This is a genomic window from Spirosoma fluviale, assembly GCF_900230225.1.
Classification (GTDB): Bacteria; Bacteroidota; Bacteroidia; order Cytophagales; family Spirosomataceae; genus Spirosoma; species Spirosoma fluviale.
In genome coordinates this window covers 58,406-74,993 of sequence record NZ_OCNH01000007.1, presented here as the reverse complement: position 1 = coordinate 74,993, position 16,588 = coordinate 58,406, and the positions used below count along the sequence as shown (strand labels likewise).

At 52.4% G+C, this 16,588-nt stretch carries 15 protein-coding genes; 6 read left to right on the top strand and 9 right to left on the bottom strand.

Annotated features, from left to right (window positions below; translation table 11 throughout):
- Positions 1–14: 14 nt before the first annotated feature.
- Together CRO74_RS26985 and CRO74_RS26980 are read right to left on the bottom strand one after the other, a co-directional pair.
- Positions 15–1,001: an ABC transporter permease gene (locus tag CRO74_RS26985; RefSeq protein WP_097130683.1), complete on the bottom strand. Its 987-nt coding sequence runs from the start codon at positions 999–1,001 to the stop codon at positions 15–17.
- 21 nt (positions 1,002–1,022) lie between these two features.
- A complete protein-coding gene (locus tag CRO74_RS26980; protein WP_097130681.1) occupies positions 1,023–2,513 on the bottom strand; it encodes a sugar ABC transporter ATP-binding protein in 1,491 nt (496 codons plus the stop codon).
- A 68-nt stretch (positions 2,514–2,581) separates the two neighbouring features.
- Here CRO74_RS26980 and CRO74_RS26975 point away from each other — a divergent pair, with 68 nt between their 5' ends.
- The gene (locus CRO74_RS26975; protein WP_097130679.1) at positions 2,582–3,349 is read left to right on the top strand and encodes an MBL fold metallo-hydrolase; all 768 of its coding nucleotides are present in this window, start codon (positions 2,582–2,584) and stop codon (positions 3,347–3,349) included.
- Between the two features lie 129 nt (positions 3,350–3,478).
- Here the strand turns inward: CRO74_RS26975 and CRO74_RS26970 are convergent, their stop codons facing one another.
- From CRO74_RS26970 to fmt, 3 genes are all read right to left on the bottom strand, one after another.
- Positions 3,479–3,976: a dihydrofolate reductase gene (locus CRO74_RS26970; RefSeq protein ID WP_097130677.1), complete on the bottom strand. Its 498-nt coding sequence runs from the start codon at positions 3,974–3,976 to the stop codon at positions 3,479–3,481.
- An 85-nt stretch (positions 3,977–4,061) separates the two neighbouring features.
- Positions 4,062–5,057, bottom strand: coding sequence for a polysaccharide deacetylase family protein (locus CRO74_RS26965; RefSeq protein WP_097130675.1), 996 nt, complete (start codon positions 5,055–5,057; stop codon positions 4,062–4,064).
- Positions 5,058–5,144: 87 nt separating this feature from the next.
- A complete protein-coding gene (fmt, locus tag CRO74_RS26960; protein ID WP_245877997.1) occupies positions 5,145–6,083 on the bottom strand; it encodes a methionyl-tRNA formyltransferase in 939 nt (312 codons plus the stop codon).
- Positions 6,084–6,394: 311 nt separating this feature from the next.
- Between fmt and greA the strand changes: the two genes are divergently transcribed.
- Entirely contained in the window at positions 6,395–6,868 is a 474-nt protein-coding gene (greA, locus tag CRO74_RS26955; protein ID WP_097130672.1) for a transcription elongation factor GreA, read from the top strand.
- An 89-nt stretch (positions 6,869–6,957) separates the two neighbouring features.
- Entirely contained in the window at positions 6,958–7,350 is a 393-nt protein-coding gene (locus CRO74_RS26950; protein WP_097130670.1) for an HIT family protein, read from the top strand.
- 92 nt (positions 7,351–7,442) lie between these two features.
- Here CRO74_RS26950 and CRO74_RS26945 read toward each other — a convergent pair whose 3' ends face one another.
- The 3 genes from CRO74_RS26945 to CRO74_RS26935 form a co-directional block, all read right to left on the bottom strand.
- Positions 7,443–8,951, bottom strand: a complete 1,509-nt coding sequence (locus CRO74_RS26945; protein ID WP_218840241.1) for a tagaturonate reductase — start codon at positions 8,949–8,951, stop codon at positions 7,443–7,445.
- Between the two features lie 156 nt (positions 8,952–9,107).
- On the bottom strand, positions 9,108–10,100 hold the full coding sequence (locus CRO74_RS26940) for a sugar kinase (protein WP_097130666.1): 993 nt from the start codon (positions 10,098–10,100) through the stop codon (positions 9,108–9,110).
- Between the two features lie 39 nt (positions 10,101–10,139).
- Positions 10,140–11,489, bottom strand: coding sequence for an MFS transporter (locus CRO74_RS26935; RefSeq protein WP_097130664.1), 1,350 nt, complete (start codon positions 11,487–11,489; stop codon positions 10,140–10,142).
- 116 nt (positions 11,490–11,605) lie between these two features.
- On the opposite strand from CRO74_RS26935, the gene uxuA reads away from it, so the two are divergent.
- From uxuA to CRO74_RS26920, 3 genes are all read left to right on the top strand, one after another.
- Positions 11,606–12,805 (top strand): mannonate dehydratase, encoded by a 1,200-nt coding sequence (gene uxuA / locus CRO74_RS26930; protein WP_097130662.1) that lies wholly within the window; start codon positions 11,606–11,608, stop codon positions 12,803–12,805.
- A gap of 142 nt (positions 12,806–12,947) precedes the next feature.
- Positions 12,948–14,360: a glucuronate isomerase gene (gene uxaC / locus CRO74_RS26925; protein ID WP_097130660.1), complete on the top strand. Its 1,413-nt coding sequence runs from the start codon at positions 12,948–12,950 to the stop codon at positions 14,358–14,360.
- A gap of 9 nt (positions 14,361–14,369) precedes the next feature.
- Positions 14,370–15,239, top strand: coding sequence for an alpha/beta fold hydrolase (locus CRO74_RS26920; RefSeq protein WP_097130659.1), 870 nt, complete (start codon positions 14,370–14,372; stop codon positions 15,237–15,239).
- Positions 15,240–15,306: 67 nt separating this feature from the next.
- On the opposite strand, the gene CRO74_RS26915 is transcribed toward CRO74_RS26920, so the two are convergent.
- Positions 15,307–16,584 carry a metal-dependent hydrolase family protein gene (locus CRO74_RS26915; protein ID WP_097130657.1) on the bottom strand — a complete coding sequence of 426 codons (1,278 nt, stop codon included), beginning with the start codon at positions 16,582–16,584 and terminating at the stop codon, positions 15,307–15,309.
- Between the last annotated feature and the right edge of the window lie 4 nt (positions 16,585–16,588).

Sequence of the window (16,588 nt, the reverse complement as noted above, 5' to 3'; positions counted from 1 at the left end):
GTTTGGTACATAATTTACCCTTTGTTTGTCTGATTCATACTGTCCAGCACTACGGCGCCAATGATAATGACGCCCATAACCACCTGCTGGTAATAGGACGTTACATTGAGCAAATCAAGTCCGTTGCTGATGACACCGATCAACAGCGCACCAATAAGCGTGCCCGTCATGGTGCCGGTACCGCCCGATGTGCTGGTGCCGCCGATGATGGCCGCAGCAATGGCGTCGAGCTCAAAACCGGTTCCCGCGTTGGGCTGCCCCGTTGTAATGCGCGAGGTCAGTAAGATACCCGCCAGTGCCGCCAGGCCACCGCATAGCGTGTAAACCACCATTTTTACCTTGTTCAATTGAATGCCGGAGGCTTTGGCCGCCTGCTCGTTACCACCAACGGCGTAAATATAGCGGCCAAGCACCGTTCGTTTCAGAAGAATGGAGCAACCGATGAACAGCACAATCAGAATGATGATAAGCGTTGGAATACCAAGGATTTTGCCGCCACCTAAAAAGTTGAACGAGTCGGAGAGGTTGGAAACGGGCCGCCCTTTGCTTATGATCAGGGCCAGTCCCCGGCCAATGGTCATGGTGCCCAGGGTGACAATAAATGGCGGGACTTTGCTTCGGGTAACGACGAAACCGTTGAAAGCGCCAAAGAGCAGACCCGCCAGCAGCCCCATCCCGATGGGAACGGCCACGGGGTAAGTATCCGGGTGGGCAAACGAAGCCGCTACCACCCCCGTAACCGCCACCATCGACCCGATGGATAAGTCAATGCCGCCCGCAATGATGACAAACGTAACGCCAAACGCCAGCAACGCATTGATGGATACCTGCGTCACGATGATCATCAGGTTTTGAACCGTCAGGAACTTCGGGGTTATCAGGGAGAGAGCCAGGCAAATGACGAAGAAAGCGAGCAGAAGGCCGTATTTGCCGATGCCCCGGATGTGTGTTTTGTAAGATTGTCCGGTCTGGGAAAAGGTAGTGATAAAGCCGTTTTTCATGGATAATGGGTAAGGAATTTGTCAGTTGGCGGGCATGGCGTACCGCATAATGGTTTCCTGGGTCGCGTCGGAACGGGAGAGCATGGCGGTTTGCCGTCCCTGCGAGAGGACGAGTATCCGGTCACTCAGACCCAGTATTTCGGGCAGTTCCGACGAGATCAGGATAACAGCGATGCCATCGGCGGTTAACTGGTTGATTAACTTATAGATTTCAGCTTTAGCCCCGATGTCGATGCCCCGCGTTGGCTCATCGAGAATAACCACCGCCGGTTTGGCCAGCAGCACCTTACCGATCACGACTTTTTGCTGATTACCGCCACTGAGGTAGGTTACGGCCTGATCGGGGCCGTTGGCTTTTATCCGCAAATCCGCCATCAGCGACAGGGCTGTTTCGGTTTCCTGTTTGGGTTGCGTGAAAAAGCCACGCAGGCTCGACAGGGTAATATTGTCCTTCACCGACAGGCGGGGGATAAAGCCAAGGGCTTTGCGGTCTTCGCTCACGTAGCCGATACCCTGCCGAATGGCGTCGGCTGGTGATTGTATGCGGACTTTTTCTCCCCGCACATAAATCGCGCCATCGTTGAAGCCGTCCAGCCCAAAAATAGCGCGGGCTATCTCGGTTCTTCCTGCTCCCATCAAGCCCGCAAGGCCCAACACTTCGCCCGCGTGAACGGCAAAGTTGATGTTGGTAAATTTGCCGGACTGACTGAAGTTTTTAACCGACAGCACTTCGTCGCCTTTGGGACTGGTATTTTCCGGGAAAAGGGTGTTTATCTCGCGGCCCACCATGAGGGCGATCAGTTGAGTCGTGTCCAGCTCCGATGCGGGTTTGGTAACGATGTATTTCCCGTCCCGCAACACCGTAATGGTATCGGCAATGGTAAATATCTCGTCCATCTTATGCGAGATATAAATAATGGCAACGCCTTTTTGGGTCAGGTCGCCGATGATTCTGAAAAGCGTGGCCACTTCCTTATCGGAGAGGGCGGAGGTGGGCTCGTCCATGATAATGACGCTAGCCTCGTTAGAAATGGCTTTGGCGATCTCAACCATCTGCATTTCGGCCACGCTCAAATACTTCATGGGCGTGGTAGGCTGGATGGTGAGCCCCATTTGCTCCAGTAGGTCGCCCGCCTGTTTTATCTGCTGCCGGTCGTTGAGCCAGCCAAACAATCGGCTACTCGTTTCCCGACCCAGAAAGATATTCTGCGCTACGGTTAGCTCCGGAACGGCCAGAATCTCCTGGTGAATCATAGAGATACCCTTTTTCAGGATGTCGTTGACATTACCGGTTTTCAGGTCTTCGCCCTTAAAGATGATTTCGCCCGAATCGGGCGTCAGCAGGCCAATGAGCACCTTCATGAAGGTAGATTTTCCCGCCCCATTTTCGCCCATCAGCGCGTGAACTTCGCCTTTTCGGAGGTTCAGCCGGACGTTGTCCAGTGCTTTCACCCCCGAAAACGTTTTCGTAAGTCCTGATACGCTAAGTATATAATCCTGATCGGTAGACATAATAACGATTGCCGCTTCAGAGCGTACAAGGCAGATTATGTCAATTTTTACCCTTACCTTGTGGTATTATGCAATTGTTCATTACCTCATTGAATTCGGGCAGCAACGGGAATTGTTATTACGTTGGCAATGAACGGGAAGCTGTCCTGATCGACGCCGGTATCTCGTGTCGGGAAACCGAACGGCGAATGGAGCGGCTTGGTTTGTCATTGCAAACCGTTAAAGCCATCTTTGTATCTCACGAACACAGCGACCACATCCGGGGCATTCCCCAACTGGCCAAAAAACACCAGATTCCCGTTTTTATCACGCCCGGAACGCTCAATAATTCCGGCTTGCCGCAGACTGGTTTCCCACTTCGTCCACTACGAGGTTACGAGCCGGTGTGGATTGGCGAATTGTGCATTACGGCCTTTCCCAAGCACCACGATGCCTCGGACCCGCACAGTTTTCTGATCGCGGGCCGGGATACAAAAGTGGGGGTGTTCACCGATATAGGTGCCCCTTGCGAACACCTGATTCATCACTTTAAGCAGTGCCACGCTGCTTTCCTGGAAGCGAATTACGATGAGGAAATGCTGGAGAGAGGTCGGTATCCGTATTTTCTGAAGAACAGAATCCGGGGTGGTAAAGGGCATTTGTCCAATCAGCAGGCGCTGGACCTGTTTAAAACGCATAAACCGGCCTTTATGAGCCACGTGCTGTTGTCGCACCTGTCCAAAGACAATAACTGCCCCCAACTCACAAAGGACTTATTCACCCTGCACCGGGATACAACGGAGGTAATCGTAGCTTCCCGTTTCGAAGAAACCCCCGTCTACGCCGTCTGCGCGTAGGTTGCTGGCGCGAGTATTTACTCGTGCCTTCGCTTTAAGCAAGCATTCGCTTGCGTCAGTGAATACTGACTTTATGGAAAGGCACGAGTAAATACTCGCGCCAGCTACCGGTAGTCCGCGCTAGCAATTCTAGCGCCTTTCGTACTCCACGAAATCAAAGGCAGCGGCATGGCGCTCATCGATGGGGTGTGGGTGTCGGCTAACTTCGATCCACTCGCTTTTGTCGAATGTCGGGAAGTAGGCGTCACCCTCGTAAGCCTGATGGATCTCGGTCAGGTAAAGCGTTGTGGCAATGGGTAGCGCCATTTTATAAATTTCAGCCCCGCCAATGACGAATATCTCGTCGGTGGCACCATCCGCTTTTTTAGCTTCTGCAATGGCATCGTCGAGGGTGTGCACCACAATTGTGCCCGCTGCGGTGAAGTCGGGGTTGCGGGTAATAACGATGTTGGTTCGGTTGGGCAACGGTTTCCCGAGCGCATCCAGCGACTTACGACCCATGATGATGGGGTGATGGCTGGTTTTGCGTTTAAAAAACGCGTAGTCGTCGGGTAAATGCCAGACCATATCGTTATCGCGACCGATAACACCATTTTGTGCAACCGCAGAGATTAGACTGATTTTCATAGTTGGTGATTTGGTGTAGTAAGTGAAATGAGTGGAATAGTTGAACCTGTTTACCTATTCCACTCATTTCACTTACTACACATACTTACTTAACGTTACCACGCCGTTCCATTAGCTCGCGCCAGGTGGTGATGATGATTCCTTCTTTGTCGACAAACGCTTTCAATGTGGGGTCCATCATAGCCAGCATGTCGCCGTTACGGGATTGCCCGGAGCCGCTTATCTGGTCAAAGGTAGGGCTTGGGGCCGTACAGTGCATAATAATGTACGTCAGGCCGGGCTTCGTTGACTTGAGCAGTTCGATAAACTTCTGCGTTTTATATTTCTGAATAGTAGCATCGGTAACGGGTGTTCCGGCGGGTAGCGTCCAGCCGTAACTTGTGCCGTCGAGGTCGTCCATAACGGGTAAGCCTGCATCCCAGAGTTGTTTGCCAACCTGTTGCGCCAGTTGCTGCATAGGGGCGGGTACGTTATTGGCTTTGAAGATCAAGGTGGCGTGACCCGCCGGAAACAGAACCGGGATTTTTTCTTCGATGGCCACTTTAGCGTAGCGCGTAATGAATTTCGGCTCGAAGAGGGTTCCCATGTGCGAATCCATGTGCGTAGGCTGTACGCCAAATGCGCGGTAGCGAGCCAGTTGCGCCCGAATCTCGGCTTCCACCTCATCCGCCGACGCGTGTTGAACGACCTGTTCGACCGAATGCCAGAATGCACCCTGCTCATCATATAATCCGGGCGCTTTTTCGCGACCTACTAACGGGCACCATCGATAGCCGTTCCACTCCGACGTCAACGTCAGGTGAACGCCCACATCGGCGGTCGGGTGCTTCTTTACGTACTCAAAAAAGTGAGGAACCCAGCCGCAAGGCATCATGACACTGGTTGAACTGGCAATGCCTTTGTCCATGGCATTTATCGTTCCCACGTTCGATTCGTAGCTCATCCCGGCATCATCGACGTGGAAAATGACGACTTTCTTTCCTTTAGGGAAACCCAGTTTCTCCGCGTAGGTTTCCGTTTGGGCGTTGCTGGTCAAAAGAGTTAGGAGGATGAAGATTACAGATAGTAGGGCTAATTTCATGTAAGGAATGGGGGTAAGGTGTTATAAGTCAAAGAAGTACTAGTCCCATGTTTTACTATTTATCGCTTCTTTATTACAAATCCCAGCTTACAACTTATTCCCCCGCAAAAACTCTTCCGCCGTCATACGCCGTTTGCCTTCTGCCTGAAGCGAGTCGATCTGAAGCCAGCCGTCAGACGCCCGTACTAGAATCACCTTCTTGTTATCGGAATAAGATTCCGCCGTGGCAGACCAGCCCGGTTCGGCGGCAAAAGGCGACTCATTGGCGACGGAAACCGCGTAAATCTTGAAAACCTTCCCGTTGATTTTCGTCCAGGCAGTGGGGTAGGGCGATAGTCCCCGTACGAAGTTACGAATCTGGATTACCGGTTGGTTCCAGTTGATTTCGGTGGTTTCGCGGCTGAGTTTAGGGGCCGGTTTCAGGTCATCGGCTACGGGTTGGGGCGTGCGGGGATACGTACCGGCCTCAATGGCATGAACCGTTTTTACGACCAGATGAGCGCCCCGCTCCATCAGCCGGTCATGCACCGTTCCGGCCGTATCGTCCGGGTAGATGAGTTCGTAGTCCTGGAAGATCATTTGCCCCGTATCAATTTCTTTCTCGATAAAAAACGTTGTTACCCCGGTTTCTGTCTCGCCGTTGATGATGGCCCAGTTAATAGGAGCGGCTCCGCGGTATTGCGGCAACAGTGAGCCATGCAGGTTAAATGTTCCGATGGTGGGCATTGCCCAAACCACTTCCGGCAGCATCCGAAAGGCCACTACGACCTGTAAATCGGCCTGGTAACTGGCGAGTTGTTCCAGAAAAGCCGGATCGCGGAGCTTTTCAGGTTGAAGGACCGGTAAATTAGCGGCTTCGGCGGCTTTCTTTACCGGCGACGGCGTTAACTGGAGCCCGCGCCCGGACGGCCGGTCGGGGGCGGTAACGACGGCAACGACCTGAAAACCGGCTCCCAGAAGCCGCTGGAGACTGGCAACCGCAAAATCGGGCGTGCCCATGAATATAATACGAAGGGGTTGTGGCATGTTTCGGTAAATCAGTTTTTACGAAGACAACCGGCTATGTGTTGATATAGCCGGGAAGTATTTTTACTTTTGTATCACAAGAAGCGATGCTTCCCGCACGTTTCAACAGAATATGACTGGCCTGCAATTGGCTTAGCCTATGCAACGAATAATTTTTTACATCCTTGGACCGAGCGCTTCGGAAACCCGACGGCGACTCTGACGCGTCTGCAAAGAAAACCAATTTGGTTGCAGAACGGTCGGTGTACCGTTCTTTTTGTTTTTAGGGAGCACACCAATAAATACGAATAACGAGTAAGTACGACTACATTATGGCAAAGATTTCTTATTACACAGAAGAAGGACTTAACCGGCTGAAAGCTGAATTGGTTGAGTTGAAAACAAAAGGTCGAACCGCGATTGCCCGTCAGATTGCCGAAGCCCGCGACAAGGGAGATCTTAGCGAAAATGCTGAATATGATGCGGCAAAAGATGCTCAGGGGTTACATGAACTGAAAATATCGAAACTTGAAGAGGTACTTTCGAACGCACGTGTGCTGGACGAATCGACCATTGATGCCTCACAGGTATCGGTGTTGTCGAAAGTAAAGATCAAAAACAAGAAAAGTGGGGCAGAAATGCTTTACATATTGGTTTCGGAAGAAGAAGCTGACCTCAAAACCGGCCGTATTTCGGTGGGTTCGCCCATTGGTAAAGGCTTGTTAGGGAAACGTGTTGGCGATACCGCCGAGATAAAAGTACCTGCTGGCGTGCTGGAATTCGAAGTAATGGAAATAGCCCGGTAATTTTAATGAAGAGTTCAGCGTGAAGAATATTGAATAAAGGACTGCGCCACTATATTCTTCACGCTAAACTTGTTACTTCTTACTTTTTTATGCCTTCTATCTTCTCCCGAATTGTAGCTGGTGAGATTCCGGCGCACAAAATTGCCGAAACAGACGATTATCTGGCGTTTCTGGACGTGATGCCGACCACTACGGGCCATACGCTGGTTATCCCCAAGAAAGAGGTCGATTACCTGTTCGATCTGGACGATGAATTGTATGTCGGGCTGATGGCGTTCGCCAAAAAAGTTGCCCCGGCAATTGAGAAGGCGGTACCCTGTCTCCGCATCGGTGTGGCGGTGGTTGGTTTGGAGGTGCCGCATGCGCATGTCCACCTGATTCCACTCAACTCCATGGCCGACATGAATTTTCACAACAAACTAAAACCCAGCCAGGATGAGCTAGCCGCAACGGCTGAGAAAATTCGGGCGTTTTTAGGGTAAATCTTTTTCGATACTACAGTAGCCTCTTGTGAAAAACAGAAGTCCCGACAGCTACATTTGCTGTCGGGACTTCTGTTTTTGTGTCAATAAGACTAACCAATCACTTTTTTGAGGCTTTTTTCGACACCTTCTGCCAATAACGAATTGAGGGTTTCGGCAACGGCCTCACTAAATCCGGCTAACGTGGTTAGGTCAGCTTGCCAGAGCGTTGTATCAGACAATACACTTTTTACAAAGGCGTCTACCGTAGCCGAATCTCCTTCTTTCACCGTTTTCCAGTCGCCGTAGAAATAACCTGCTTTATCATCGCGAATCGGGTAGTTGAGTACTCCACCACCCGGCAGGGCGATTTCGCCGAAGAACTGCCCCTTCTCTTCCCGAACAACTTTCATGAACAACAGATAAGCCGCAAAGCCGAAGGCCATGAGTTTGGGAACGGTGTTGAACTGCTCGTAATAGCGTTGCAGCGTCGCCACATTACGGGCCTGCATTTTAGCCGTTTGCTGAAGCGAAATATTCAACAGTAAATGGTCTAGATGCGGGTTGCGGAACCGGTCCAGCACGTCGTGGGCGAACTGGGCAACGGCGGCTTTGTCCATACCCGGAATGTCGTAGTCAGGAACGGTTGGCACAATTTCGCTGAGCATCAGCTGTTCAACGAATTTGCTCATGGCCGGGTGGCGCATTTCATCCGCTACGGTTTCCAGCCCGAGCAGATAACCCAGGGGCATGGTCAGCGTATGCGTGCCGTTCAGTACCCGCAGTTTTCGCTCTTTATAAAAATTGATGTCTTCGTCAATGATGATCTGCGGGGTTAACGGACCCGCAAACGACAATGTCTGTCGAACACGGTCATCGCCTTCAATGGCCCAGAGGTGATAAGGTTCTGTAAACGTGAGCAGGTCGTCTTCGTAGCCTACTTCGTTTTCAAGAGCCAGTTTATCTTCCTCCGTGGGGCGCGTAACGATTCGATCGACGAGCGAGTTACAGAACCGAACGTGGAATTTGAGCCACTTGGTGAAGAGCTTGCCCAACTCGTTGAACTGGGCCAGTTTCTCCACGGCTTCCCGCAATTTCAGACCATTATCGGTGACGAGTTCGGTAGGAATAACGACCAGTCCCTTGGCTTTTGAACCGCCCACACTGCGAAACCGCTCATACAGAAATGCCGTTAGTTTGGCCGGAAATGATTGGGGCGGATGCTGAAAGATGCTCTCTTCGACGTAGTTAAGACCAATTTCGGTCGTATTGGAAATGATGATCTGTAGTTTTGGATTGCGGGCCAGCACCAGCACGTCATGCCACTGGGTTTGTGCGGCCAGTACCCGGCTGATCGCCGAAACAATGGTATTTTCGGCCACTTCCTGACCCTGTTGAACGCCCCGAACCGCAACCGTATACAGGTTGTCCTGGTCCGAGAACTCATTCGTCTGGCTATCGGTCGACTTTACGACAACAATAGACCCTTCGAATCGCCCTTCGCTGTTCGCTTTTTGTATTAAATAATCAGGTAAGCCTCGCAGGAGTACACCCGTACCGAATTGAAGAATTTTTTCAGGGTAAACAGGTACTGGATGGGTTGAACGGTTTAATTTAGCCATGGTTGGACGTGCTGCAATCTGGTCTGCGGTCATCAGTCAGACGGATTTACTATTAACTTAAATTGACTTTTTTTATGAGTTCATCATAATTCAGCAATAATACGAACTACATCGTTACCCATAGCTGGTATTTTATCGTAAGCACAAAATGACTGCTCATCGTTTCAGTTTTCCTGAGCTGTCGCCATTGGCCAGCGTTTCTACTTCAGAAATAGTAGCCAGGTTGGCATCGCCCGGAATGGTGTGTTTCAGCGCAGAGGCAGCCGCGCCAAACTCAACGGTTCGTTGCAGGTCATTGAAGGTCAGCAAACCATAAATCAAGCCAGCCATGTAAGCATCGCCCGTACCAATACGGTCGGTAATGGATTTAATGTCATGGGTTCTGGATTTGTAAACGGTTTCGCCGTCGAATAGCTTGGCCGCTAATTGATTATGCGATGCGCTGATGGACCGTCGTTTGGTATCGGTAATGTACCGGACATTGGGGAAACGCTTCATGAGCGCCCGACCCGATTCCTGAAATGTGCTGCCAACAACCCCATAAAGGTCCGAAAATAGGTTTTTACTGCCCAGAACCAGCGTACAGCCCTGGGTTAGGGCGGGCATGATTTCCTGGGGTGTTTTGCCGTATTGCCACAGGTTGCTGCGGTAAACGATATCGGCCGAGACGGGAATGCCCAGCCGATTCGCCGTTTGAATCCCGGCCAGCAAACAATCCGCTGCCCCCTGCGATAGAGCAGGGGTGATGCCCGTCCAGTGAAACCACGACGCGCCACTCAGTACGGTTTCCCAATCAATTGAATTTGCGCCGATGCGTGCAAAAGCGGAGTCTACCCGGTCGTAAATGATTTGACTTGCCCGGCTTCCGGCTCCCGTTTCGAGGAAATACAGTCCCAGCCGCCCATCACCGTATTGGATGTGTTGGGTGTCAACGCCGTATTTGCGCAGGTAGCCTGCCGCCGACCGCCCCAAAGCATGGTCCGGAAAGCGGGTAACATGAGCCGCCTGCATACCAAACTGCGCCAGCGAAACCGCTACATTGGCTTCTGTGCCACCAAAATGCATAGTTAGGCTGTCGGTTTGGGTAAAGCGGTCAACGCCCGGCGGACTTAGCCGAAGCATGACTTCGCCAAAGGTGATTAGTTTCATGCGTACGAGTTAAAAAGCTAAAGCAACTACAGTATAAGTCTATCGCTTAGTGTCTACCATGTAGTCACCCATTAATTCTTCGGTTTTTACGGGCTCTAATTTGGGTAAAACCAAATGAATAATAACAAGGGCGATCAGATAGGAGCAGCTGGCAATGATAAACATGGGCAGATAACCAAAAGCGGTAATGATTCGCCCGGCCAGCAAGGCCAGCAGAATACCGCCAACTGTGCCAAACATACCGCCAATGCCGGTTACGGAAGCCACTACATTCCTTGGAAATAAATCCGACGCGAAGGTATACATATTTGCTGACCAACCTTGGTGAGCGGCCGTTGCCAGCGCAATGAGAGCAATGGCGGTGGTGAGGCTGTTAGTTTGGGCGGCAAAGAAAATAGGCACAACACACAGAGCACAAATCAGCAAGGTTGTTTTGCGAGCGCGATTCGCCGACCACCCCCAACGCATAAACTGGGTGCTGAGCCAGCCGAAGAAAATACTGCCTGCGTCGGAAACGACGTAGATGATCAGGAAAGGTAAGCCAAAACTCTTGAGGTCAAGCTTTTCATCGAGGGCATCGTTCGAGTTGAAAAAATCGGGTAACCACGACATATAAAACCACCAGATCGGGTCGGACATAAGCTTCCCGACCGCGAAAGCCCAGGTTTGTTTGTAGCTTAGTAACCGGCTCCAGGAGACTTTTAGTGGCGGGGTTTTCTCGCTGTCTGCCCGGATGTAAGCCAACTCCTCGGCAGAGAGTTTTGGGTGTCGCTCGGGTTTGCTGTAGCTCAGCCACCAGAAAATAAGCAAGCCAAAGCCCAGTACGCCCGTTACCAAAAAGGAACTACGCCAGCCAAATTGTAAAATAAGGTAAGGAACGGCGAGGGCCGTTAAAATAATGCCTACGTTAGTGCCCGCATTGAAGAGGCCATTGGCAAAGGAGCGTTCGCGCCGGGGAAACCACTCGGCAATGGTTTTGATGGCTGAAGGGAAATTTGCCGATTCGCCTAGCCCCAGCAACGCCCGCATCCAGCTTAATCCGGCAATGGTATTGACCGAAGCCGTAAGAACGCCCGCAACGCTCCAGACCAGAATACCCAGTGAGAACCCCCGTCTCGTACCAATGCGGTCAACCAGCCAGCCAGCCAGCAGAAAACCAATGGCATAAGCGAATTTGAAGGCGGCATCGACATCACCATAAAGCACTTTGAACCGGTCAGTTGCCTCTTTGGTCAGAATGGAGTCGGGAGCGATATCCAGCATTTCCTTCCGAAAGACTTCGTCCGTCATGGTAAAAGACAACACTTGCCGATCGATGTAATTGATCGTCGTTGCCAGAAACAATAAAGCGACAATACGCCAGCGAAAGCGGCCGGAAGGGGTTGGCATTTGCAAAACAACCAGGAGTTTTGGGGAGAAAAGGAGATGGGAGTGCTTTTTTACCTTATTTAGTCGGTAAGTTGGTGTACCCACTTACCACTTACTCACTTACCAACCACATTATAATGCTTGAACAAACCTGGCGATGGTTCGGTCCGAATGACCCCGTATCGCTCAATGATGTCCGACAGGCGGGTGCTACCGGTATCGTTACCGCCCTCCACCAGATTTCAAATGGAAAAGTATGGTCGCTGGAGGATATTCTGGATCGGAAAGCGATTATCGAAGAAAAAGGGCTGACCTGGTCGGTCGTTGAAAGTATACCGGTCCATGAGGGCATCAAAACCCGCACCGGCGACTACCGGCAATACATCGAAAACTACAAGGAGTCTATTGTTAATCTGGCAAAGGCCGGTATTGATACGGTCTGTTACAACTTTATGCCCGTACTCGACTGGACCCGCACCGACCTCGACTTTCCCATGCCCGATGGCTCAACGGGGCTTCGTTTCGATGCCATTGAGTTTGCCGCTTTTGAACTATTCATTCTTCAGCGGCCGGGTGCCCAGTATTTGTACAATGACCATCAAAAGCAACAGGCCCGTGCCAAACTCGATGGCATGACCGATGCGCAGGTGAAGCGGCTGGTTCGTACCATCATTGCCGGTTTGCCCGGTTCGGAAGAGAGTTACACGGTCGAGCAGTTTCGTGATGCGCTGGATGCGTACAAAGATATTAGCGATCAGGAGTTACGTCAGAATCTGTACTCGTTTCTGCGTGAGATCGTACCCGTGGCCGAATCGGCTGGCGTCCGGCTGGCCATTCACCCCGACGATCCGCCGTATCCGATTTTAGGGCTGCCCCGCGTAGTGAGTACCGAAGCCGACGCCCGCGCTTTGCTGGCCGCTACTGACTCACCTGCCAACGGACTCTGCTTTTGCACCGGCTCGTACGGTGTTCGGGCCGATAACGACCTCGTCGGGATGGTTGAGCGACTGGGACCAAGCATTCATTTCGTTCACCTTCGCAGCACCCAGCGCGATGCGGACAATCAACCCGGTCGGCATAGCTTTCAGGAAGCCAATCACCTCGAAGGCGATGTGCCGATGGTGGGCGTAACACGGGCATTGCTCGCCGAGCAGAAACGGCGCATTGCGGAAGGTCGTCAGGATACCCGTATGCCTTTCCGGCCCGACCACGGGCACCGCATGCTCGATGACCTGACCTCCGGGAAACGAACCAATCCGGGCTACACGGCCATCGGTCGTTTGCGCGGACTGGCCGAAATTCGTGGATTGATGCTTGGGTTATCGGCGGGGGAGTAGTCCCCCAGCTACCAGTGACATAAATTATTTGTTTATCTTGCAGGAGCCAACGGATGCCACCAAAAAGCTCAAATTTGCTCTTCAAATCACAAAAAAATAATACAAAGCCGGGAGAAACAACCCGGCTTTTACTTTAATACTTATGTACACGCTCGCTCCCGCTCCTACGTTTCTGTCCGACGATTTTCTGCTTCAAACCGAAACAGCCCGTCGGCTTTATCATGAGTATGCCCGGCAAATGCCGATAATCGACTACCATTGCCACTTGCCGCCCGACCAGATTGCCGCCGACCGGCAGTTTGAAAATATAACCCAGCTCTGGCTTCACGGCGACCATTACAAGTGGCGGGCCATGCGTACCCACGGCATCCCCGAGCAGTATTGCACCGGCGAGGCTTCGGACTGGGAGAAGTTTGAAAAATGGGCCGAAACGATTCCGTATACGCTCCGTAACCCGCTTTACCACTGGTCGCATCTGGAGTTGAAAAACCCATTTGGGATCAATGAAGTGCTGAATCCGGCATCGGCCCGGTCAATTTACGATTCGTGTAACGAACAGTTGCCCAACTTGTCGGCCCGTGCGTTGCTTAAACACTTCGACGTACGCGTTGTGTGTACGACCGATGACCCGCTCGATTCCCTCGAACACCATAAAGTAATTGCTCAGAGTGACTTCAGCGTTAAGCTGTTACCCACGTTCCGGCCCGATAAGGCTATGGCCGCCGACGATCCGGCATCGCTGCGGGGCTACATTCAGAAACTGGCGGTCGTTACGAATCGGGAAATTCTAAACCTGACGCATTACCTCGATGCGCTCAAGTCGCGGCATGATTATTTTGGGGAGATGGGTTGCCGCCTGTCCGACCACGGCCTGGAAATGGTCTATGCCGAACCCTACAAAGAGGGCGACGTGCAGCGGATATTCGATCACCTGCTGCGCGGGGTCGACGTTTCGCCCATCGACGTGCTGAAGTTCAAGTCGTTCATGCTCGTGCAGTTTGCCGAGTGGGATCACGCCAAAGGCTGGACACAGCAGTTTCACCTCGGGGCGCTTCGGAATAACAACGTCCGCCGACTGCGCGAACTGGGTCCGGATACGGGCTGGGACAGCATCGGCGACTTCCCGCAGGCGGCTTCCTTGTCCCGCTTCCTGGGTGGGCTGGACGACCGCAACCAACTGGCCAAGACTATTCTCTACAACCTGAACCCGGCCGATAACGAAGTGATGGCGACCATGATCGGCAACTTCAACGACGGATCGGTGCGGGGTAAAGTACAGTTTGGCTCGGGCTGGTGGTTTCTGGATCAGAAAGACGGCATGGAAAAGCAGATCAACACGTTGTCGAACATGGGACTTATCAGCGCGTTTGTGGGTATGCTTACCGATTCGCGCAGTTTTGTGTCGTACAGCCGCCACGAATATTTCCGTCGTATTCTCTGCAACATCTTTGGCAACGACATCGAGAATGGCGAATTACCGAACGACGTTGAGTGGGTGGGTCAGATCGTGCAGGACATTTGCTACCGGAATGCGGAGCAGTATTTTGGTTTTTAACGAAAGTCGATGACCAATACGTTTGTCGATATCAAAGGTGCCTCACCGGTTCGGTTGCACGTGGTGCAGGCCGGACCGGACGATGGCCCGCTCATCATTTTGTTGCACGGCTTTCCAGAGTTCTGGTATGGCTGGAAAAATCAGATCGATACGTTGGCCGAAGCGGGTTACTGCGTCTGGGTACCCGACCAGCGCGGGTACAACCTGAGCGAAAAACCGGTGGGTATCGACGCCTACAGTCTTGATACACTGGTAGCCGATGTGATCGGTCTGATTGATGCGTCCGGCCGGCAAAAGGCTGTAGTCGTCGGGCACGATTGGGGCGCTGCGGTTGCCTGGTGGACCGCCGTTTCGCATCCCGAGCACGTAGAACGGCTGGTGGTGCTGAATGTGCCGCATCCGATTGTGATGAAGAAATATGCCAGTAGCAACATTGGGCAAATGATACGGAGCTGGTACATCGGCTTTTTTCAGTTGCCCTGGATCCCCGAAACACTGTCAAGCGCCGGAAACTGGTCCATGTTTGTCCGGACACTTCTGAGTAGTAGTCGGCCTGGGACGTTCCGGCGGGCAGATTTGCAGCAGTATAAAGCGGCCTGGTCGCAGCCGGGGGCCGTAATGGCCATGATCAACTGGTACCGGGCGTCTCTCCGAAAACCACCCGCCCGACGTCCCTCTATCCGGGTCACCGTTCCTACCTTGCTTATCTGGGGCACCCGCGATAAATTCCTAAAACGGGAAATGGCTCAACCCAGTATCGACCTCTGCGACAACGGCCGACTGGTCTTCCTCGAAAATGCCTCCCACTGGGTCCAGCACGAAGAAGCCGAACGAGTGAATGAATTGATAATAAGTGGTAAGTTGCCAAGTGGTAAGTAGTAAGTGGCTGACGCATGTATTTTGCTTGGGCCAGCCACTTACTACTTACTACTTAACTACTTACTGCTTACTGCTTATACACCTTTCCGTCTTTCATGACGAATTGGACGGCTTGCAGGGTTTTGATGTTCTGAAGGGGGTTTTCGCTTACGGCGATGATGTCCGCCATTTTGCCGGTTTCGATGGAGCCAATCTGGGCGTCCATACCCAATAACTTTGCGTTGGTCATCAAAGCCGCTTTGATCGCTTCGAGTGGGGGCATACCCGCTTCGACCATGTACTCAAACTCTTTGGCGTTGTACCCGTGGATGTAAACACCCGCATCGGTACCGAAGGCAATCTTCACGCCCGCTTTGTACGCTTTGGCAAACGTCGCCTGAATTTTGGGGCCAATGGCCAGTGCTTTGGGCGTTACCAGCGCCGGGTAATAGCCGAAACGCCGGGCTGAATCAGCCGCTGTTTTACCGGCAATGATCGTTGGGACGTAATAGGTGCCGTATTTCTTGAACAGCTCAATCGCTTCATCATCCATCAGCGTTCCGTGCTCGATGGTTTGTACACCCGCCCGAATGGCGCGTTTCATCCCTTCCGCACCGTGGGCGTGGGCCGCCACCGGAAAGCCATAATCCCTGGCGGCATCGACAACCGCTTTCACTTCCTCTTCGGTAAACTGAGCACCGGAGCCATCTTTGGCATTGCTCAATACGCCACCAGTCGCCGTAATCTTGATCAGGTCGGAGCCGTCTTTGTACCGCTGCCGCACCGCTTTACGGGCATCTTCGGGGCCATTGATAACCCCTTCCATTGGGCCGGGGTCGCCCATCAGGTCTTTGCGGTAGCCGTTCGTTGGATCGGCATGGCCACCCGTTGTCGCAATGGATTTTCCAACGGTCAATACGCGGGGACCATCGACCAGCCCGGCATTGATGGCGTTGCGAAGGGAGACGTTAACGCCCGAGCCACCCAGATCACGAACCGTTGTAAAGCCGGCTATCAGCGTTGTTTTAGCATATTGAGCCGCCTGATAGGCCACATCGGCCTGGTTCTTTGTAAAGCCATCAATAGCACCACCCCGGCGAGTTTGGCTTTCGAGGTGTACGTGCATGTCGATGAGGCCGGGCAGAACCGTTTTCGATTTCATATCCAGCACCCGATCCTGCCCGGCGGGCGTCGTGTACCCTTTCTGAACGGCCGTAATTTTGTTGCCTTCAACCACAACCGTCATTTGCGGCTGGACATTGTTATTGATGCCGTCGAAGAGGTTGCCGCAGTGAATCAGCGTGCGTTGGGCAAACAGGGGAGCGGCCAGCAGCGACAGGCCGGCCAGCAGGTACATTTTCTTCATAAAG